Raw genomic sequence first — 19352 nt, forward strand, 5'->3', positions numbered from 1 at the left:
CCGCCGCCCCGCGTGTATGCTGCGCCGCTGATCGCCTGAGCCACCTGTACCCATGAAGCCGTCCACCGCCCTGCGCCCGCTGCTGCTGGCCTCCATCGCCGCCCTGCTCGCTGCCTGCGGGGGTGGTGAGGCGGTCAAGCCGACGCCGCCGCCGGTGGTGGTAGCGCCGCCAGTGGTGGCGCCGCCGGCGAAGATCCGGATCGGTGTCGCCCTCGGCGGCGGTGCGGCCAAGGGCTTCGCCCATATCGGCGTGATCAAGATGCTCGAAGCCAACGGCTTCCAGCCCGAGGTCGTGTCCGGCACCAGCGCCGGCAGCGTGGTCGGTGCGATGTACGCCAGCGGCATGGATGCGTTCGCCATGCAGAAGCAGGCCTTCGCCCTCGACGAGACCCAGATCCGCGACTACAGCCTGTTCTCCGGCGGCGTGGTGAAGGGCCAGAAGCTGCAGGACTACGTCAACCAGCAGGTCGGGCAGAAGACCATCCAGCAGATGCGCAAGCCGTTCGCGGCGGTCGCCACGCAGCTGGAGACCGGCGATCGCACGGTGTTCGTGCGCGGCAACACCGGTCAGGCGGTGCGCGCATCGAGCAGCATTCCCGGCGTGTTCGAGCCGGTGGTGATCGGCAAGTACCACTACGTCGACGGCGGCGTGGTCAGCCCGGTGCCGGTGGATGCGGCGCGCATGCTCGGCGCCGACTTCGTCATCGCCGTCGACATCTCCAGCAAGGCCAGCGGCAAGAACCCGGGCAGCGTGCTGGGCAACATCAACCAGTCGATCACGATCATGGGCCAGCGCCTGGGCCAGCAGGAGCTGGCGCGCGCCGACGTCGTCATCCGTCCGAGCGTGAACGAGATCGGCCCGGCCGATTTCGAGCAGCGCAACAACGCGATCATGGAAGGCGAGCGTGCGACGCTGGCGATGATCCCGCAGATCCGCCAGAAGCTTGCGCAGATGCAGCGCGCGCGCGTTGCCGCGCAGGCGGCGAAGGTGCCGGTTGCACCGACACCCGTGAAGGTCGATCCGGAATGCGAGAAGCAGGGCTTCCGCATTGGCAGTCTGTTCGGCCGCGACGACAAGTGCGAGGCGGCGCAGGCCTCAGCGCCCTGACGTCAGACGGCGGCCTCCTGGGCCGCCTCTTGCCGCACCAGCGGCGCCAGCTTGCGCGGCCGGCTCGGCCAGGCGTGACGCAGGATCCGCCAGATCACCTCGCCAAACTGCTTGGGCAGCGAGCCGGTGTTGTAGTGCTGGCCGTAGCGCGCGCAGATCTCGCGCACTTCGATCGCCATCTGCGAGTAGCGGTTGGCCGGCACGTCCGGATAGAAGTGGTGCTCGATCTGGTGGCTGAGGTTGCCCGACATCACGTTGAGCAGGCGGCCGCCGGCGATGTTCGACGAGCCGCGCAGCTGGCGCAGGTACCAGTGGCCACGCGATTCGTTGCGCACGGATTCCTTCGGGAAGGTCTCGACGTCCGCGGTGAAGTGGCCGCAGAAGATGATCATGTAGGTCCACAGGTTGCGCAGGACGTTGGCGACCACGTTGCCCAGCAGCACCGGCAGGAAGAACGGACCGGCCAGCAGCGGGAACACGAGGTAGTCCTTCAGCACCTGGCGGCCCATCTTGCGCGCGACCGGGCGCAGCGCCTTGCGCATCTGCGCGTGGGTGGTCTTGCCGGCGAGCCAGCGGCCGACCTTCAGGTCCTGTATCGCCACGCCCCACTCGAACAGCAGGGCGAACACCACCGCCACGATCGGCTGCACCAGGTAGAACGGGCGCCAGCGCTGCTCGGGGAAGATCCGCAGCAGGCCATAGCCGATGTCGTCGTCCATGCCGCGCACGTTGGTGTACGTGTGGTGCTTGTAGTTGTGCGTCTTGCGCCAGTTGTCGCTGGTGCCGGCGATGTCCCACTCGTAGGTCTTGCCATCAAGATGGGGGTCGCGCATCCAGTCGTACTGGCCGTGCATGACGTTGTGGCCCAGCTCCATGTTTTCCAGGATCTTGGCCAGCGCAAGCAGCAGCGTGCCGGCGATGCAGCCCGGCCAGAACAGCGCCGGCAGCAGCGTGCTGCCGAGGATCGCGCCGGCGAACAACACGATGCGACCGGCGACGCCGATATAGCGCACGGCCTTGACGATCTTGCGGATGTAGTCGGCATCGGCCTGGCCGAGCGTGGCGACGGTGCGCGCGCGCAGGGCGTCGAGCTCATCGCCGAAACGGTCGAGTTCGGCCGGTGTCAGTGGGCGGTTGCGATGCTTTACAGCGGCATGCTTGCTTGCGGCGGGGGCGGTCATTCGATCGCTCACAGGTCGAGTACGAGATCGCTGGTGGCTGCGTTGACGCACAGCCTCAGCGCGGACACCGGTTCGCCGATGGCGTCGCCGGTATGCAGATGTCGGGTGGTGCCGGAAACCTTGCCGCAGGCGCAGGTGTTGCAGATGCCCATGCGGCAGCCGCTGGCGAGCTTGAGCCCCTGGCCTTCCAGCGCGGTCAGCAGCGACTGTCCGCGCGGCACGCTCAGGGTGCGGCCGCTGGCGGCAAGGGTGACTTCAACATTGCCACCTGCCTCGACTTCCACATCGCGCGGCGGCGGCGTGAATGCCTCGGCGGTGAAGCTGCGTGCGTTCGGCGCGACCAGTGCGCGAGCGCTGTCGACGAAGCCGCCCGGGCCGCAGGCATACACGCCGCGCTGGGCAAGGTCGGCCACGAGCTCCGACAGCAGGGCGCTGCCGATGCGCCCGCTGTGCTCACCGTCGACCAGTTCGCTCTCGCGGGTCAGGACGAAGTGCACGTTGAACTGCGGGTAGCGCTGCGACAGCGCGCGCAACTCGTCGACAAAGCACAGCTCGTCGCGATTTCGTGCCCAGTACAGCAGCGTCAGCGCGGTCGGCATGTCCTTTGCCGCATGAGCGCGAACCAGGGCCATCAACGGCGTGATGCCGCTGCCGGCGGCAAGGAACAGCCAGGCCCCCTCTGCGCCGTTCGCCCACGTCATCTCGCCGAAGGCCTGGCCGAGATCGACCACGTCGCCGATGCGCGCGTCCTGGCACAGGTGGCGGCTCAGGCGGCCGCCTTCGATGTGCTTGACCGTCACCGCGATGCGACCGTCGGCGCGCGGGGCGTCACTGAGGCTGTAGCTGCGGGTCATCCGCACGCCGTCAATTTCCACGCCCAGGTTGACGTGCTGGCCGGGCAGGAAGCCGCGCCAGTGGCGATTGGGTTGCAGCAGCAGGGTGACGGCGTCACGCGACTGCGCCTGCCGGTCGACGATTCGCGCCAGCGGGCGGTTCCAGGACCAGGTCGGGTGCAGGTGCGACGCCCAGAAATCGAAGACATCCGGGGCGACCCAGCTGCGCAGCAGCGACAGCGGACCTCTCGCGCGGGCGGCTCGGGGGGGCCGGGGGCGGGTAACAGCGTTCATGGGGCCACTATACAGTCACACATACAAGTGTGTATACATGTGTGCATTAATAGGTCACGCGTATGATGCCAGCTTCGATCAGCCCAGCCGACTTCGTGACCCAACGCCCTGAACTGCCTGGCCACGTCACGCCTCCCGACAGCGCGCCTGCCGAAGGCGAACACGCGGCTGGTCGCAAGGCCTCGATTTCGCGCGAGGACATCCTCGCCGCGGCACTGAAGCTGATCGGCCCGCACCGCAGCGTCTCGACCCTGAGCCTGCGCGAGATCGCCCGCGAGGCCGGAATCGCGCCGAACAGCTTCTACCGCCAGTTCCGCGACACCGACGAGCTGGCCGTGGCCCTGATCGACCTGGCCGGCCGCTCCCTGCGCAAGATCGTGGGCGAAGCGCGTTACCGGGCGAAGACCGATCGCAGCATCGTTCGCAGTTCGGTCGAGGCGTTCATGGAACAGGTCCGCGCCGACGACAAGCTGCTGCACGTGCTGCTGCGCGAAGGCACGGTCGGCTCGGACGCCTTCAAGCACGCAGTCGACCGCGAGCTGAACTTCTTCGAGGAAGAACTGCGGGTCGACCTGATCCGCCTGACCCGCGCCCAGGGCATCACCCTGCGCGAGCCGGCGCTGGTGGCCAAGGCCATTACCCGCCTGGTGTTCGCGATGGGCGCGGCGGCGATGGACTCGCCACCGGAGAAGGACCCGGAGCTGATCCGTCAGCTGACGATGATGGTTCGGATGATCATTGCCGGATCGCGGACGTTGGCCGCAAGTTAGGCGGAATTGACGTCGCGCTGGGGCGCCGCCTCGGTCACCAGGACCAGCACCTCGCTGTCGCCGCCCAGGCCGTGAGCCTGCGCCAGCGACGGATCGCCGGCCACGCGCAGCAGCCCGGCCAGGCCCGCGGCGCCCGACGGCGTCGATTCTGGACCACCCGCCTCCCGCAACAGGTACACCGCCTCGGCCAGCCCGGACTCGTCGACCGCGACGGCCGATGCGCCCGCCCCGCGCAGCGCGGGCAGGGCAGCCGCGGACGCCAGGCCGCAGGCGAGCATTTCGGCGACCGAATGCAGGTCGCCCTCCAGCAGGGTCGGCTCACCCGATTCCAGAGCGCGGCCGACGCACGCGGCGCTTTCCGGCTCGACCACGACCAGCCGCGCGCCATCGCGCAGATGCCCGCGCAGGCCGTCGGCCATGGCCGCGGCCAGCCCGCCGACGCCGGCCTGGATGAAGGCATGACCGGGGTGCACGCCCAGCGCGCGCAACTGCGCACCCGCCTCGTCGGCGATCAGCCGGTAACCGGCCATCACGTCGGCGACCACGAGGTTCGCGGGATCGGGGTCGGTATCGGCGATCAACAGGCCGTCGCCGGAAGCGGCCGCCGCGGCCGCAACATCGACGGCGTCGTCGTAGGTTCCCTCGACGATGACGACGCGCGCGCCGCGATCGGCAATGCGCTGCACACGCAGCGGACCCACCGACGACGGCAGGTAGATGCATGCCTCCGAGCCAGCGCGCTGCGCGGCCAGCGCCACCGACAGGCCATGGTTGCCGTCGCTGGCGCAGAGCAGTCGCGGCAGCGGCGTGGCGCGCGTTCCACCGTCGAGCAGGTCCTGCAGTGATGCCGCACCGCTGGCGCGCATCAGCGCGCGCAGTCCGGCGATCATCCCGCCCAGCACCTTGAAGTTGCCGAAGGGTCGCTGGCTTTCGAGCTTGGCGAAAACCCGGCCCACGCGCGCGGTCCTGGCCAGCTGCGGCAGCTCGATCAGCGCCGTCGGCCGGTAATCCGGGAACAGCAAGGCGAAGTCGGCTGCGATGTCGTGTGTCGTGCGTTCCATGTCGTCACTCTGCCAGTGTCCATTTGCCGAGTTGCGGCGATAACCGCGGGCTGTCGCGGCGAACCGGTGCGAGCGCCCGACGCCGTGCCGCAATCATTCTTCCAGCGGCACCGGGATCGTCAATCCGCGTTTGACCACGCTCATCGCCACGTTGGTGGTGAAGCGCGCGACGTTCGGGTTCTCGCTGACCAGCCGGCCCATCAGTGCATCGTAGGTCTCCGCATCGGGCGCGGTGACGACGAGGACGAAGTCGGCCTCGCCGGTCACGTAGAACGCCTGTTGCACGTGCTCCTGCGCGGCCAGCCATTTGCGCAGCTGCGCCATCAGGTCGGGGCGCTCGCGCTCGACCTGCAGCGAGACGATGAAAAGCGTCGGCCGGCCCACCGCGCGCGGATCGACGATCGCCGACTCGCGCTCGATCACGCCGCTCTCGCGCAGCCGCCGCAGCCGGCGCTGTATCGCCGAGGGCGACAGCGCGACGTGCTCGGCCAGCCGGTCGGCGGTCTGGCCGCAATCCTGCTGGACCAGGTTCAGCAGCTGGCGATCGAAGCGGTCGAGGTCCATGGCGCGCAGCTTAGCCGAGCGCCCGTGCAGGAAATGCGCGCGCAGACCGGGTACAACGCCGTGAACCTGCACGGCGGCGACGCCAGTATTCAAGGCCTGATCACCCGACATTAGCCGCCATGCCACTTCCCACGATGCAGCTCCTGTACCAGACCCACTCGCCGTACGCGCGCAAGGCACTCGTGTTCGCCCACGAGGCTGGCCTTGCCGGATCGATCGAAGTGATCCACCACGAGACCAGCCCGACGCGCCGCAACGAGGACGTGTTCGCGCGAAATCCACTGGGCAAGGTGCCGGTGCTTCTGCGCCCGGGCCTGCCTGCCCTGTTCGATTCCGACGTGATCTGCGCCTTCCTGGACACGCTGCACGACGGCCCGCGCCTCATTCCCGCCAACGGAGAACATCGCTGGCAGGCCCTGCGCGTGCAGGCCATCGCCCAGGGCCTGGCCGACGCCGGCATCGCGGTGCGCTGGGAAACCGTGCGGCGTCCGGAGCACCTGCGCTATCCGCCATTGCGCGATGGCCATATCGAGAAGCTGCTCAGCAGCTACGACTGGCTCGAGCGCGAGCTCGACACCGACACGCTGCACGTGGGGCATGTCGCGCTCGCCACCGCGCTGGACTGGCTGGAATTCCGCGACCTGCCCGGCTTTCGCGATGGGCGGCCGCGCCTGACGGCATGGTTCGACGCGTTCGCAATGCGGCCGTCGATGCAGGCGACGCCACTGTCGGGCGACACCCATGACTAGCCCGCTCTGGTTCAGCGCACCGGCAATGGCATGCCGCGGAAGGCCTTCACCGTGCGCAGCACGAAGCTCGAATTGACGTCGGCGACGCCGGCCTAGTTAAGCAGGCGGTCGAGCAGGAAGCGCGAGAAGTGCTCCAGGTCCTGCACGACGATTTGCAACAGGTAGTCCATGTCGCCGGTCAGTGCATGGCAGGCGACCACTTCGTCCCAGTTCTTGACGAAATCGACGAAGGCGGCGATCGCCTCGCTGTCGTGTCGCACCAGCTGCACGCGCACGAACGCCTGCAAGCCCAGGCCGAGCCGGTCGGGATCGACCTCGGCGCGGTAGCCGGCAATCACGCCCTCGCGCTCCAGCCGCTGCACACGGCGCAGGCAGGCCGATGCCGACAGGTGGACGCGCTCGGCCAGCTCGGCATTGGTCAGGCGGCCGCTGCGCTGCAGTTCGGCGAGCACCAGCAGGTCGGTGCGATCGAGTTCGACGGAGGCCATTTCGTGCGTCTTATTGGCTATGTACGCAAGAATATTGCGCCGTAACCGGCTACACGCGCAACTACGCAAACTTATTGCGCGCCGCGGCCGCTAAAGTCGATGTTCAAGGACAGGAGCCCCCATGAACGCCACGACCCCCACTCGCGTCGAACACCAGCTCACCGACAAGGGCTACGTGCCGGTGTACACGACGTCCGTGGTCGAGCAGCCGTGGTCGAGCTACAGCGGCACCGACCACGATGTCTGGAGGACGCTGTTCAAGCGCCAGCGCGAGGTCCTGGTCGGCCGCGCCAGCGACGAATTCCTGCGCACGCAGGAAGTGATGGGGATGACGCCCGACCGCATCCCCAAGTACGACGACCTCAACCGCATGCTGCGCAAGGCCACCGGCTGGGAGCTGGTCGGCGTGGAAGGGTTGCTACCGGAGCTGACGTTCTTCGACCACCTCGCCAATCGTCGCTTCCCGGTGACCTGGTGGATCCGCAAGCCCGAGCAGCTCGACTACCTGGCCGAACCTGACCTGTTCCACGACCTGTTCGGCCACGTGCCGCTGCTGATGAACCCGGTCTTCGCCGACTACATGCAGGCCTACGGCCGCGGCGGCGTGAAGGCGCACGGGATCGGCCCGGACGCGCTGGTCAACCTGACCCGCCTGTACTGGTACACGGTCGAGTTCGGCCTGATCCGCCAGCCCGACGGCCTGCGCATCTACGGCAGCGGCATCGTCTCGTCCAAGGGCGAGTCGATCCATTGACTGGAGAGCGCGTCGCCGAACCGCATCGGCTTCGACCTCGAGCGGATCATGCGCACGCGCTACCGCATCGACACCTTCCAGAAGACCTACTTCGTCATCGACAGCTACGAGCAGTTGATGGAAGCGACCACGCCGGACTTCACCCCGATCTACGCGAGCCTGGCGCAGCAGGAGTCGATCCCGGCGGGCAGCGTGCTGGCCACTGACACGGTCTTCAACCGCGGCACCGGCGAGGGCTGGGCGACCGACGGCGACGTCTGACCGTCATCCCGGCGAAAGCCGGGAACCATCTGCCTTTGCTCGCGGTAGCCATCTAGGCCTGGTGCTGCACCACCTCCCATGCCGTAGTGCGTCGCTCGCCAGACTGGCGAGCCGACGCCGACGCCAGCAACTGCTTCGCCAGCGCACGCGCCGCAACCCGCAACTCCGGCACCGCGGTGATCTCCCACAGCTGCGCGCGCAGTAGCGGCCCCAGCGCATAAAGCCCGCGCACGGGAGCGCCGTTGCCATCGAGCGCCTCGAACCGTGGCGAGGCATTGATCCCCAGTCCGAGCGGATCGGCACTGAGCATGCCCGCATCGCGTAGCTGCGCAACCAGCGGGTGACTGGTCCGCTCCAGGTCCGTATCGAACCCGGTCGCACGGATCAGCACGTCGAACTGTTCGCTGCTGGCGTGGGAGAAGCCACGTTCGCGGATCAGCACTTCGATCGCATCACCGCCACGCCGCGCCCGCAGCATGCGTCCGGCACGCACGCGCAGCTTGCCGCGTACGCGCAGTTCGTCGATCTCGCCCGCCAGCGCCGGCGCCAGGCGATGGCGCATCACTTCCCAGTAGGCGCGCAGGTGACGCAGGAACTGGCTGCGCCTGGGCTGCGGCAAGCCGTGCCAGAAGCCCTGGATGTACGGCCGCAGCGCATCGATCAGGGCGCGCCAGTCCGGGACGATCGGCGAGAGCGTGCGCAGGGCGCGGACCAGTTGTGGCAGATCATGGCTGCTGATCGCCTGCAGCACGGTCGGTGGCAATGCGATCGCGGCGATCGGGTCTTCGCTGTGCGAGTGCGGCAACAGTCCGTGTCGCGACAGTGCGGTGATCGGCCCGCGATGACCGCGCCGGTGCAGCGTCGTTACCACGTCGGCCATGGTCAGGCCGGTGCCGATGATCAGCACGCGCGCGCCGGGTGGCACGTGGTCGATCGCGCCCGTGCCGTCCAGGCCGTTCTGCCAGGGCCAGGCCAGGTAGCTGGGATGCACGGCAAGGCGCGGGCCGACGCCCGCCAGCGGCTGGGGTGGCAGCGCACCCACGGTCAGCACGACCGCGTCGCTGAGGAAGTCGGCGCCGTCGGCGAGATGGATGCGGAAGGCACCGGCATCGCGCTGGATCGCGATCGCTTCCTGCTCGACCCGCGCGAGCGCCGCCAGCGATACCTGCGCGGCGCTGTGCAGCCGTGAATGCAGGTACTCGCCATAGACCAGCCGCGGCAGGAAGCTGTGGCGTGCGCGCTCGGTCAGGCTCAGCCAGTCGGCGAACTCGCCGGGATGATCGGCGGTCGCGCCCAGGTCACGCGCGCGGACATTGAGCAGGTGCTCCGGCCGCGCCTCGCCATAGGCCACGCCGCGGCCGTAGCTGTCGGGCGTGCCGACCAGCTGGATGTCCACGCCGGCCGGCGCGGCACGCGCCAGTTCGGTGGCCAGAACGCAGCCGCTGAAGCCGGCGCCGATGATGCTGATCCGCATGACCGTTGTCTCCGTCGCTGTCGGGCGTCCATTGGTAACCGGATGCGCCGCGGCGGAGGTAAATCTGCGGTTATCTGCTCGGAACGGTTTTTCAGCGCGCCATAACCGATCGCCATATCCGCGGCGGAGTTCAGGAAGCTTGCACGAGCGTCCGCGGCTTCCAGCGCCGGTCGATCAGCACCTTCGCGATCACCGCCACCAGCAACGGGCCGAACCACGCCAGCGTCGTCAGCACGCCGCCACCGGCCGACGGCAACAGGCGCGGCAACCCGATCGAGAGGAAGGCGATGTGGGTGGCGATGCCATTGCCGAGCACGGCGTTGTAGTGCTCGACCAGCCACCAGTCCCGGCGCGCACCCAGTTGCGCACGGTGCCGCCGCTTGTAGATATGTTCCGCGCCACTGGCCAGCCCGACGACCGAGAAACCCATCAGCAATGGCGCGCCGACGCGGATGCCCAGCACCAGCACCGCAAGTCCCGACAGCAGCGACAACACGCCCGGTCCGACATAGACCGGGCCGGTGTAGCGCACGACATCGTCCTGGTCACGGATCGCACGCCATTGGCACCACACCGCGACGGCGGTGATCACCACCAGGTAGGCGAGGAATGCGGCGGTGACCGGGCGCCCGCTGCGGAAGGCGAACCACGCCATCGGCGTTGCGGTGGCGAGGATGCCTGTCATCGCCAGCAGGAATACGCGACCGACACGCCGGTGCAGCGTGGTGCCCTTGCGCAGGACGGCGTTGCTCCAGAACGTGACCAGTGCGATCACGCCGATCGCGCCGTGAACGGAAACGAGGACTTGATAGGTAGTCATGGCTGCCAATCCCGGTTTTCATTGCAATTGCGGCCACGCTGCGCCGTCGCCGTCGCCCGGTGCAGTGCCCGCGGTCATCGCCACGACCTGCCGGAAGTCACTTTCTGCACCTTCGGCATTGCACAGGCGTCGCTGCGGTCGCAGCATGGCCGCCATGAAGGAACGCCTGCGCACATTGCTGCAACCGCTCAACCTGGCCGGGCTGTTCACACTGGTGGCCGTGGGCATGGCGTTGCGCTGGATGCCGCCGGAGCGCCTGCCTTACGGTCTGGCCCTGGTCGTCGCGTTCGGCGCGCTGCTGCTGGTCACCGACATGTGGCCGCGCGTGACCTGGCTGCGGCCGGTCTCCATCGTGCTGATGCCGCTGATCGCGTTGACGCTGATCTGGCTCGACCCGCGACCGTCGGTCGCGCCGGTGCTGCTGGTGGTGTGGACCGCGGTGATGGCGCTGACCATTTCGCTGCGTACCACCATGATCGCCGTGGTCGTAGTCGACATCGCCTACTACTTCCTGCTGCGGTCCGATGACCACAGCGCGCCGCTGACGGTTGTTTTCATCCACGGCGGCTTCCAGGCCTTCGCCGCGCTTTGCGCGTGGTATGCCGCCAGCGCCGAGCGCGCCCGCGATGCGCTCGCCCGCGTCAACGCCGATCTGCTCGCCACGCGCGCACTGCTGGCCGACTCCACGCGCGACAACGAACGCCTGCGCGTCGCCCGCGAGCTGCACGACGTGGCCGGCCACAAGCTCACCGCGATGACGCTCAACCTGCGCGCCCTGGCTGCCGACCCGGCCTTCGCCGGCCGGCAGGAGATAGTCGTTGCCCAGCAGTTGTCGAGCGAGCTGCTGGCCGACATCCGCGGCATTGTCCAGGCGATACGCCACGACCGCGGCCTCGACCTGGGCACGGCCCTGCGTGCTCTGGCGGCACCGCTGCCACGGCCGTCGCTGCGCCTGAGCATCGACGACAGCGTGCACGTCACCGACCCGGCCGTTGCCGAGGCGATCCTGCGGCTGGTGCAGGAAGCGCTGACCAACAGCATCCGCCATGCCGACGCCGACGTCGTCCAGGTAAGGCTGAGCTGCGATGCCGGCCGGCTGCACATCCGCGTCGAGGACGATGGCTGTGTGCGCGGCGTACTGCGCGAAGGCAACGGCCTGGCCGGCATGCGCGAACGCATCGTCGCCGCTGGCGGCAGCCTCGACCTGTCCCGGTCCGCACGAGGGGCGCTGCGCATCGAGGCGAGTCTGCCGGCATGACCGATGCACGCATCACGGCGCCAGGCATGACGACAGCGCCGGTCCGCATCGCCCTCGCCGACGACCAGGGCATCGTCCGCGCCGGTCTGCGCGCCTTGCTCGAGCGCCACGGCATCGAGGTCGTGTTCGAGGCCGAGGATGGCGCGCAGTTGCTGGATCGGCTGGCGGCCACGCCGGTCGATGTGGTGCTGAGCGACATCCGCATGGCCGGCGTCGACGGCATCGAGGCCCTGCGCCGCATGCGCGAGCGTGGCGACACCACGCCGGTGCTGCTGCTGACCACATTCGATGAGAGCGAGCTGCTGCTGCGCGCCACCGCTGCCGGGGCACAGGGCTTCATGCTCAAGGATGCCGCGCCCGAAGACCTGCGCGATGCGATTGCGCGCGTCGCCGCGGGCGAGACGCTGCTGCAACCGGTCAGCACCGACCCGGTGCGTGCCAGGTACCAGTACCACGCCAGCGAAGCGCCGCGCGAGAACTTCACCGATCGCGAGGTCGCGATCCTGCGCCTGCTGGCCGGCGGCTATTCCAACAAGGAGATCGCGCGGGCGATGTTCCTCGCCGAAGGCACGGTCAAGAACTACGTGTCGGTGATCCTCGACAAGCTCGATACCCGCGACCGCACCCGCGCGGTGCTCAAGGCGATCACGCTGCGGGTGATCTGATCACGCTGCTCTGATCGGGTGCCCTGATCATTGTGATCTGGGCACCGCTTCGGCGGCCGGCTTGCAGTCGGGACCGACTCTGGCGTCGAGGTGGCTCACGCACAGGCTGAAATCGGCGGGCAGGTCGCTGCGCTCGCGCACCTGGCCGACTGCGACATCGAAGGTGGCAGCGGCGCGCCGGTCGGCGAACAACACATAGTGACAATGGCCGCTGGCACTGCGCAGGCACTGGAAGCGAACCCGGCCGGCGGCCACGTGGGTTGCGCTGAGCAGTGTCTCGACGCCGTTCTCGGCACTGCGCGCCACCAGCGTGGTGCCACCGCCGTCGGCGCCGCCCGCGACGCCGACCAGACTGAGGAGGAAGTAGACGAAAGCCATAACGCTGCGCATGGGGCATCCTTCGCGGCAACGGGGCCGCGTCGTGGGTACTGCATGACGAAGGGTCGGACGGTCGCGCCGGTGGGCGTGCCGCTACATCTGCTTGAACAGCGCCATGAAAGGCTGGCTGACGGTGAGGGTTTCCGGACGCTGGCGCAGGCGCACCAGGCCCTTGCCGCTGTCGTCGCGCACGATCGAGGCGATCGCCTTGAGGTTGACGATGGTGGAGCGGTGGATCTGGCGGAACACGCTCGGGTCGAGCGCGATCAGCAGTTCACGGATCGGCTTGCGGATCAGTGCTTCACCGTCGGCCGTCATCACCACCGTGTACTTGTGTTCGGCGCGGAAGTAGGCGACGTCGTCGACCAGGATCAGGCGCGTTTCGCGACCGGCGCTGGCGGTGATCCAGGTCAGCGGCGGCTCGCTGTTGCGCGGCGCCAGGTCGAGCGTGGCCACCAGTTGCGCCAGCGCCACCGCATCGACACTGCCGGCCGCGGCGCGTGCCTGGATCCGCTGCGCGGTCGCCGCCAGGCGCTCGCGGCTGACCGGCTTGAGCAGGTAATCGATCGCGCCATGCTCGAAGGCATCGACGGCGTACTGGTCGTAGGCGGTGACGAACACCGCCTGCGTTACCGGGCTGGCCTGGGCCGCGGCCGCGGCGACGTCCAGGCCGGTCAGGCCCGGCATGCGGATATCGAGGAAGGCGACATCAGGCCGGTGTTCGGCGATGGCTTCCAGCGCACTGGCGCCGTCCTCGCACTGCGCGACGATCTGCAGTTCCGGCCAGACCTCGCCCAGCAGTTCCACCAGCGCGGTGCGCAGCAGCTCTTCGTCTTCGGCGACGACGGCTTTCATTGCTCTCGCCTCAGCCATGACCGGGCTCCTGCGCGTCCGCACCGGTGCCGGGAGCGACAACGGGAACGGTGATCGTGGCTGCCACGCCGTTGGGGAAGTTGGCGACGATCGCCAAGGTTGCGGCGTTGCCGTAGACCAGGCGCAGACGCTCGCGCACGTTCTTAAGGCCAATGCCGGTGCCGGTACTTTCGGCGTTGAAGCCATCGCCGTCGTCGGCCACGGTCACCGAGACGATGCGGTCGTTGCTGCGCGCCAGGATCCACACGGTGCCGCCGCCGGGCTTGGGCTCCAGGCCGTGCTTGATCGCGTTCTCCACCAGCGTCTGCAGCATCATCGGCGGCAGCGGCGTGGTGCGCAGGTCCTCGGGCACGTCGATCTGCAGCGCCAGGCGCGGGCCCATGCGCAGTTTCAGGATCTCGAGGTAGGCGCGCGAACGCTCCAGCTCCACGCCCAGCGTCGACAGCGCGTCATCGGTGCGCGGCAGCGAATGGCGCAGGTACTGGATCAGGTGTCCGAGCATCTCGTCGGCGCGGGCAGGATCGGTGCGGGTGAGGTATTGCGCGCTTGCCAGCGTGTTGTAGAGGAAGTGCGGCTCGACCTGCGCGTGCAGCAGGCTTAGCTTGGCCACGGTCAGCTCCTTCTCGGTCACCGTCTGGGCGGCGGCGGCTTTTTCACCGCGACGACGCTCGGCAATCCGGCGCGCCACGGCGCGGGTGATCGCTTCGGCATTCTCGAGGTTGGTGCCGTCGTCGACGCGGAACCAGTCGCTCCAGGCGCCGCTCTCGGGTTCGCAGATCAGCGTCACGCTGCCGGTGCCGTCGGCCGGCGTCACGGTCGCCTGGATCTGGTTGCGCGGAATGCCGAACAGCGCCAGTGGATTGACGTAGCGCGAGGGCGAGTGGCCATAGGGTTCCAGGCGCTTGACCTTGGCCCGGATCTGCAGGCTGTCGCGGGCGCTTTCGATTTCTTCCGTGCGCGGCAGTTCGCGGATGGCCGCATCGAGCAGGTCGAAGGCTTCACCGGCCTCGAACGGGATCTCGATCTGCCGGCGCTGGCGGTTGCCGAGCGTACCCGCGTCGACCTGGCCGGCGATCAGGCGAACCCGCCGCAGGTGCGAGACCGCGCCGATGACGACAAAGCCAATCGTGACAAAGAACAGGAACGTCAGCGGCCAGCCATCGAAATACCCCAGCGGCGTGGCGTCGATCAGGATCGCCAGCACCAGGAATGCCACGAACCAGGCGGCGATCAGTCGAACGATGAAGTAGAGGCTGGTGGTCATGCGGCGTCGGCAAGGTCGCGTCGGGATTCTGTGCGGCCGAGCATAGCCGCGGCACGCGGCGACCGGGGCGCGGTTGCGACGGAAGCGGCGTGGCGGCGACGAAATCGCCTTTCCGCCTCCCGAATCCGGACGGCCGCAGGGGCGGGCGCCTACATGCGCAGCCAGCGCATCGTCACGATCCCCAGCACCGTCATCGCCAGCGACCCCAGCAGGTGCAGCGCGATGGTCACCAGCGCCCAGCCATAGGATTCGCGCTGCAGCAGTTGCACGGTTTCGGCAGAAAACGTCGAGAAGGTGGTCAGCCCGCCGAGCAGCCCGGTGATCACGAACAGCCGCCATTCCGGCGCCACGCCCTGGCTGGCGCCGAACCACGCCACTGCCAGGCCAATCAGGTAACCGCCGCCGAGGTTGGCCGCGAGCGTGCCCATCGGAACACTGGCGTGCAACGAGTTGAGCCAGACCGACAGCCCCCAGCGCGCCCATGAACCGAGCGTTGCGCCTACCGCGATGGCCAGCAATGAGTTGAGCATCGGGACAATCCGCCGTGTCTGTGCGGCAAGGCTAACCCAGCCTGGAGCCTCGGGACGAGCGGTCAACGGCGGAATGGCTGGTCTGATCGGCGTCAATACGGCACTCGCGAGGCGAGGACTAAACTCGGCTTTCCCCCACTGTGCACCTTCACCATGAGCGATCGCATCCGCCACCCCGGCCTGCGTGACCGGCGCATGTCCGCCGCGCAGGCCGCCGCCCTGATCCGGCCCGGCATGACCGTGGCGATGAGCGGCTTCACCGGCGCCGGCTATCCCAAGGCCGTGCCGCAGGCACTGGCCGCGCAGATCGAACAGGCACACGACGCCGGCGAAGCGTTCCGCATCAAGGTGCTGACCGGTGCGTCGACGGCGCCCGAACTCGACGGCGTGCTCGCACGCGCGCAGGGCATCGAACTGCGCCTGCCCTACCAGTCCGATCCGGCGCTGCGCGATCGCATCAATGCCGGCGAGCTGGACTACATCGACCTGCACCTCAGTCATGTCGCGCAGTACACCTGGTTCGGCTTCTACGGTGCGGTCGATGTCGCCGTGATCGAGGTCACCGCCATCACCGAAGACGGCCGGCTGGTGCCGTCGTCGTCGGTCGGCAACAACAAGACCTGGCTGGACCAGGCCGACAAGGTGATCCTCGAGGTCAACCGCTGGCAGCCGGAAGCGCTGGAGGGAATGCACGACGTCTACTACGGCACCGCACTGCCGCCCAACCGCAAGCCGATTCCGTTGCTGCATCCCGACGACCGCATCGGTGAGGCCTACCTTCGCTGCGATCCGGACAAGATCATCGCGATCGTCGATACCGACGCGCCCGACCGCAATTCGCCGTTCACTCCGCCCGACGCCGATTCGAAGCAGATCGCCGCGCACCTGCTGGACTTCTATGCCCACGAGGTCCGCCGCGGTCGGCTGACGCCGCAGCTTCTGCCGCTGCAGTCCGGCGTCGGCAACATCGCCAACGCGGTGCTGACGGGCCTGGCCCAGGCCGGTTACCGCGACCTCACCGCGTTCACCGAAGTGATCCAGGACGGCATGCTGGAGCTGCTCAAGAGCGGCGTGGTGCGCATGGCGTCGGCGACGTCGTTCTCGCTGAGCCCGGCCGGCATCGACGAGTTCCTCGCCCATCTCGACCACTACCGACAGCGCATCGTGCTGCGCACGCAGGAGATCTCCAATCATCCCGAGCTGGTGCGGCGCCTTGGCTGCATCGCCATGAACGGCATGATCGAGGCCGACCTCTACGGCAACATCAACTCCACCCACGTCGCCGGCACGCGGATCATGAACGGCATCGGCGGCAGCGGCGACTTCGCCCGCAACGCCTACCTGTCGGTGTTCATGTCACCGAGCACGGCCAAGGGCGGACGCATTTCGTCGATCGTGCCGATGGCGAGCCACGTCGACCACACCGAGCACGACGTGATGGTGGTGGTCACCGAACAGGGCCTGGCGGACCTGCGCGGTCTGGCGCCAAAGCAGCGGGCGCAGCGTGTGATCGATGCCTGCGCGCATCCGCAGTACCGGCCGATGCTGCAGGACTACTTCGACCGCGCCAGCCGCGAAAGCTACGGCAAGCACACGCCGCATCTGCTGACCGAGGCGCTGTCGTGGCATCAGCGCTTCATCGAGACCGGTGACATGCGACTTTCATAGCCGCACCGTCACTTCAGCGGATTCGCCGCCCGCAGGTAAGCCGCCAATCCACGCTCCTTGCTCTCCACGAACGTCTCGCCCGTAGGCGAATAGTCGACGATCCGGTCCGGCCGGAAGTTGCGGAAGTCCTCGCGTAGCCGGCACCACGCGCCCAGCGTCCAGCTGCCTCCCCAGAACGCCAGGCACAACGGTTCGATCTCGCGCTCGCTGGCACGGGCATCGTTGTCGCGATAGCGCATGCGCAGCACCTGCGCGCTGGTGACGGCCGCATGCAGGTCGTCGATCAGCCCGCTGTTCTCCAGTCGATCGACTTCCGGCGCGAAGATGCGCGTGCGTTCACTGCGCTCGCGCAACTCCGGCGGCAGTACCGCCTCGATCTTCAGCAACGCCGCAGCGGCTTCGCGGCCCAGACGCACACCGCCGAAGGCACGGACGAATCGCGTGCCGACCACCAGCGCTTCGAGCTCGTCGGCGGTGAACATCAGCGGCGGGATGTCGGAGCCCTTGCGCAGCATGTAACCGACGCCGGCTTCGCCTTCGATCGGCACACCGGATCGCTGCAGGTCGGCAACGTCGCGGTAGACCGTGCGCAGCGACACGGCCAGGGTCTCGGCCAGTCGTTGTGCGGTGAGGGCAGAGCGGCGTCCACGCAGGGCATGGATCAGCAGGAAGAGACGGTCGGCGCGGCGCATGCGGCATGATCGCCTGCCGCCGCGTCCGGCTCAATGTGCCGCTCGGTGCGAGTTAGCGATATCACCGGCGGATTTGCTACAGCATGTCTCATATGCGCAACTCCGACCGCGGCGTCGGCGCCAGCCGCAGTCGTTGCGGCGGTTGCCTGAGTCCATCGAGCAACGCCTGCGCCACCGCGGTGTTCCACAAACCATCGGCCAGCAATGCCGACTCGTAGCGGTGATGGGCATCGACATCGGCGAAGCGCGCGAACCAGACCAGCACCGGTTCGCCTTCGCGCACCGGCAGGCGCGGGAATGTGTTCGGCGCCGCTTCGGTGATGTAGATACCGATGATCTCCGCCCCCGCGGCGCGAAGACGCGGCGCCATGTTCTGTTCGAACCTCGCGAGGAAGCCGGCGTCGGCCGCCGCATCGAGATGGCAGATGCCCGCTTCGACCAGGCCCTTCGACGTGGCCGCCTTTGCATCGGCGGAGCGCTCTGCACTATGCGGCAGCGCCGAGTCCGGCCGTGCCGGTCGCAACAGCAGCACGTCGTCGCTGTCGATCATGGTTGCGTTGGCCGCCTCGCGATGGCGCCCCCACGTCGGCCCGGAATAGAAGCCGTTCAGTGCCTCGGCGCGCACCTGCATGTCGGCGAATCCACGCATCCAGACAAATCGGTCGTCCTGGTCGAGGTCGCGGAACTGCCCGATCACATGCATGCCAACCGCCTCCTGCGGCTCGATGAATTCGCGTTCGAACAGCTCGACCAGTTCATCGCGTCGACCCGGTCGCAGCGTGTACTGGCGCAGTTCGATCACGCCGTCGTCGTGCAACAGATGCCCTTGCTCGTCGGTACGGCGGAACCACATGTGCCAGTTGGTTTCCCAGCTTTCGCCCTGGTCCGGCGAGAACGCCTGCTGCCAGTGCGCGGTGTTGGCGCTGACCTGGTTCCAGATGAAACGCACCTGCACCGGCCTGCCCGCGTGCTCGGCCAGGCCGAGGAAGGTGCCGGTGCCATGGTCGAAGTGACCGACCATCGGCGGCTCGAGACGGCCATCGTGATTGCCGGCCCAGTAGATGCTCCACTGCCGCGATTCGGGGCTGAACAGGCGCAGGGTCATGCCGATGAAGCGCTCCGCGGAACCGGGACGCTGCCAGTCACTGACGAAGTCGTCGACATTGCCGATCCCGCCGAGCATCGGCTGGCACCACTGGCTGGCGCCGAAGATCTCCCAGTCACCGGGTCCGGGATTGCCCGAGCTCTCCAGTCGGCGCTTCAGGCGCTCGTTGCGGATCTGCCACTGGCCGTGGAGGAAATCGAAGTCGTGGCGGCCGTCGCCGGCGGCGCCCGCGGTCGCAGCGGGTGTCGCGGTCCGGGACGGACGGGCCACCGCGCGCAGCGGCAGCAGCACCATCGCTTGGGCGCTGGCGGCCAGCTGCAGCAGCAGGCGACGGTAGCGGTCGACCGCCCTGGCGCCGGGAGCGCCGTGACGGTTGGCGGTACTGGGGGCCGTCCTGCTGGCCATTTCGTTGTTTCTCATTGCGGCGCTCCAGCCGTGGGTGCCCATCGCACCAGTGCAGCTTGCGACCGGGCTGCTGCCAGCCTCCTGTCAGCAGGCGCGAAGGCGAAACAGGCTCGCCGACATGCCACCGCGACTGCCGCATCGGCGACAATGGCGCCCC

At 68.2% G+C, this 19352-nt stretch carries 19 protein-coding genes and 2 pseudogenes; 7 read left to right on the forward strand and 14 right to left on the reverse strand.

Annotated features, from left to right (window positions below):
* Positions 1–52 precede the first annotated feature (52 nt).
* Positions 53–1108: a patatin-like phospholipase family protein gene (locus tag HIV01_RS13790; RefSeq protein ID WP_200607991.1), complete on the forward strand. Its 1056-nt coding sequence runs from the start codon at positions 53–55 to the stop codon at positions 1106–1108.
* Between the two features lie 2 nt (positions 1109–1110).
* On the opposite strand, the gene HIV01_RS13795 is transcribed toward HIV01_RS13790, so the two are convergent.
* Positions 1111–2289: a fatty acid desaturase family protein gene (locus tag HIV01_RS13795; protein ID WP_200607994.1), complete on the reverse strand. Its 1179-nt coding sequence runs from the start codon at positions 2287–2289 to the stop codon at positions 1111–1113.
* Positions 2290–2297: 8 nt separating this feature from the next.
* Positions 2298–3416, reverse strand: a complete 1119-nt coding sequence (locus HIV01_RS13800; protein WP_200607996.1) for a ferredoxin reductase — start codon at positions 3414–3416, stop codon at positions 2298–2300.
* Between the two features lie 113 nt (positions 3417–3529).
* On the opposite strand from HIV01_RS13800, the gene fabR reads away from it, so the two are divergent.
* On the forward strand, positions 3530–4186 hold the full coding sequence (fabR, locus tag HIV01_RS13805; protein WP_245157005.1) for an HTH-type transcriptional repressor FabR: 657 nt from the start codon (positions 3530–3532) through the stop codon (positions 4184–4186).
* On the opposite strand, the gene HIV01_RS13810 is transcribed toward fabR, so the two are convergent.
* Together HIV01_RS13810 and HIV01_RS13815 are read right to left on the reverse strand one after the other, a co-directional pair.
* Complete coding sequence (locus tag HIV01_RS13810; protein ID WP_200608000.1) at positions 4183–5247, reverse strand: pyridoxal-phosphate dependent enzyme; 1065 nt, start codon at positions 5245–5247, stop codon at positions 4183–4185. The two genes, fabR and HIV01_RS13810, sit on opposite strands and share 4 nt — an antisense overlap.
* A 93-nt stretch (positions 5248–5340) precedes the next feature.
* The gene (locus HIV01_RS13815) at positions 5341–5904 is read right to left on the reverse strand and encodes an Lrp/AsnC family transcriptional regulator (protein ID WP_245156811.1); all 564 of its coding nucleotides are present in this window, start codon (positions 5902–5904) and stop codon (positions 5341–5343) included.
* Positions 5905–5930: 26 nt separating this feature from the next.
* On the opposite strand from HIV01_RS13815, the gene HIV01_RS13820 reads away from it, so the two are divergent.
* Positions 5931–6560 carry a glutathione S-transferase family protein gene (locus HIV01_RS13820; RefSeq protein WP_245156812.1) on the forward strand — a complete coding sequence of 210 codons (630 nt, stop codon included), beginning with the start codon at positions 5931–5933 and terminating at the stop codon, positions 6558–6560.
* A gap of 11 nt (positions 6561–6571) precedes the next feature.
* Here the strand turns inward: HIV01_RS13820 and HIV01_RS13825 are convergent.
* Positions 6572–7048: pseudogene (locus tag HIV01_RS13825) on the reverse strand (Lrp/AsnC family transcriptional regulator).
* A gap of 121 nt (positions 7049–7169) precedes the next feature.
* Here HIV01_RS13825 and phhA point away from each other — a divergent pair.
* A pseudogene (gene phhA, locus HIV01_RS13830) lies at positions 7170–8063 on the forward strand (phenylalanine 4-monooxygenase).
* A gap of 52 nt (positions 8064–8115) precedes the next feature.
* Here phhA and HIV01_RS13835 read toward each other — a convergent pair.
* The 3 genes from HIV01_RS13835 to HIV01_RS13845 form a co-directional block, all read right to left on the reverse strand.
* Entirely contained in the window at positions 8116–9537 is a 1422-nt protein-coding gene (locus HIV01_RS13835; protein WP_200608006.1) for an FAD/NAD(P)-binding protein, read from the reverse strand.
* A gap of 130 nt (positions 9538–9667) precedes the next feature.
* Positions 9668–10357 (reverse strand): hypothetical protein, encoded by a 690-nt coding sequence (locus HIV01_RS13840; protein WP_200608008.1) that lies wholly within the window; start codon positions 10355–10357, stop codon positions 9668–9670.
* Between the two features lie 18 nt (positions 10358–10375).
* The gene (locus tag HIV01_RS13845) at positions 10376–10513 is read right to left on the reverse strand and encodes a hypothetical protein (protein WP_200608010.1); all 138 of its coding nucleotides are present in this window, start codon (positions 10511–10513) and stop codon (positions 10376–10378) included.
* Between HIV01_RS13845 and HIV01_RS13850 the strand changes: the two genes are divergently transcribed.
* Both HIV01_RS13850 and HIV01_RS13855 read left to right on the forward strand, forming a co-directional pair.
* On the forward strand, positions 10512–11615 hold the full coding sequence (locus HIV01_RS13850; RefSeq protein WP_200608012.1) for a sensor histidine kinase: 1104 nt from the start codon (positions 10512–10514) through the stop codon (positions 11613–11615). The genes HIV01_RS13845 and HIV01_RS13850 overlap by 2 nt on opposite strands.
* A 26-nt stretch (positions 11616–11641) precedes the next feature.
* Entirely contained in the window at positions 11642–12280 is a 639-nt protein-coding gene (locus HIV01_RS13855; RefSeq protein ID WP_200608590.1) for a response regulator transcription factor, read from the forward strand.
* Between the two features lie 27 nt (positions 12281–12307).
* Here the strand turns inward: HIV01_RS13855 and HIV01_RS13860 are convergent, their stop codons facing one another.
* The 4 genes from HIV01_RS13860 to crcB form a co-directional block, all read right to left on the reverse strand.
* Entirely contained in the window at positions 12308–12670 is a 363-nt protein-coding gene (locus HIV01_RS13860) for a hypothetical protein (RefSeq protein WP_200608014.1), read from the reverse strand.
* 81 nt (positions 12671–12751) lie between these two features.
* The gene (locus HIV01_RS13865) at positions 12752–13531 is read right to left on the reverse strand and encodes a LytR/AlgR family response regulator transcription factor (protein WP_200608016.1); all 780 of its coding nucleotides are present in this window, start codon (positions 13529–13531) and stop codon (positions 12752–12754) included.
* Entirely contained in the window at positions 13524–14795 is a 1272-nt protein-coding gene (locus HIV01_RS13870; RefSeq protein WP_200608018.1) for a histidine kinase, read from the reverse strand. Before HIV01_RS13870 ends, HIV01_RS13865 begins: the two co-directional genes overlap by 8 nt.
* Positions 14796–14944: 149 nt before the next feature.
* Complete coding sequence (gene crcB / locus HIV01_RS13875; protein WP_200608020.1) at positions 14945–15325, reverse strand: fluoride efflux transporter CrcB; 381 nt, start codon at positions 15323–15325, stop codon at positions 14945–14947.
* A gap of 153 nt (positions 15326–15478) precedes the next feature.
* Between crcB and scpC the strand changes: the two genes are divergently transcribed.
* Positions 15479–16993, forward strand: a complete 1515-nt coding sequence (scpC, locus tag HIV01_RS13880) for a succinyl-CoA:acetate CoA-transferase ScpC (RefSeq protein ID WP_200608022.1) — start codon at positions 15479–15481, stop codon at positions 16991–16993.
* Between the two features lie 8 nt (positions 16994–17001).
* Here the strand turns inward: scpC and HIV01_RS13885 are convergent, their stop codons facing one another.
* Both HIV01_RS13885 and HIV01_RS13890 read right to left on the reverse strand, forming a co-directional pair.
* A complete protein-coding gene (locus tag HIV01_RS13885; protein WP_200608024.1) occupies positions 17002–17685 on the reverse strand; it encodes a helix-turn-helix transcriptional regulator in 684 nt (227 codons plus the stop codon).
* Between the two features lie 88 nt (positions 17686–17773).
* The gene (locus HIV01_RS13890) at positions 17774–19210 is read right to left on the reverse strand and encodes an NIPSNAP family protein (protein ID WP_200608025.1); all 1437 of its coding nucleotides are present in this window, start codon (positions 19208–19210) and stop codon (positions 17774–17776) included.
* Between the last annotated feature and the right edge of the window lie 142 nt (positions 19211–19352).

Source organism: Lysobacter arenosi (assembly GCF_016613475.2).
Lineage (GTDB): Bacteria > Pseudomonadota > Gammaproteobacteria > Xanthomonadales > Xanthomonadaceae > Lysobacter_J > Lysobacter_J arenosi.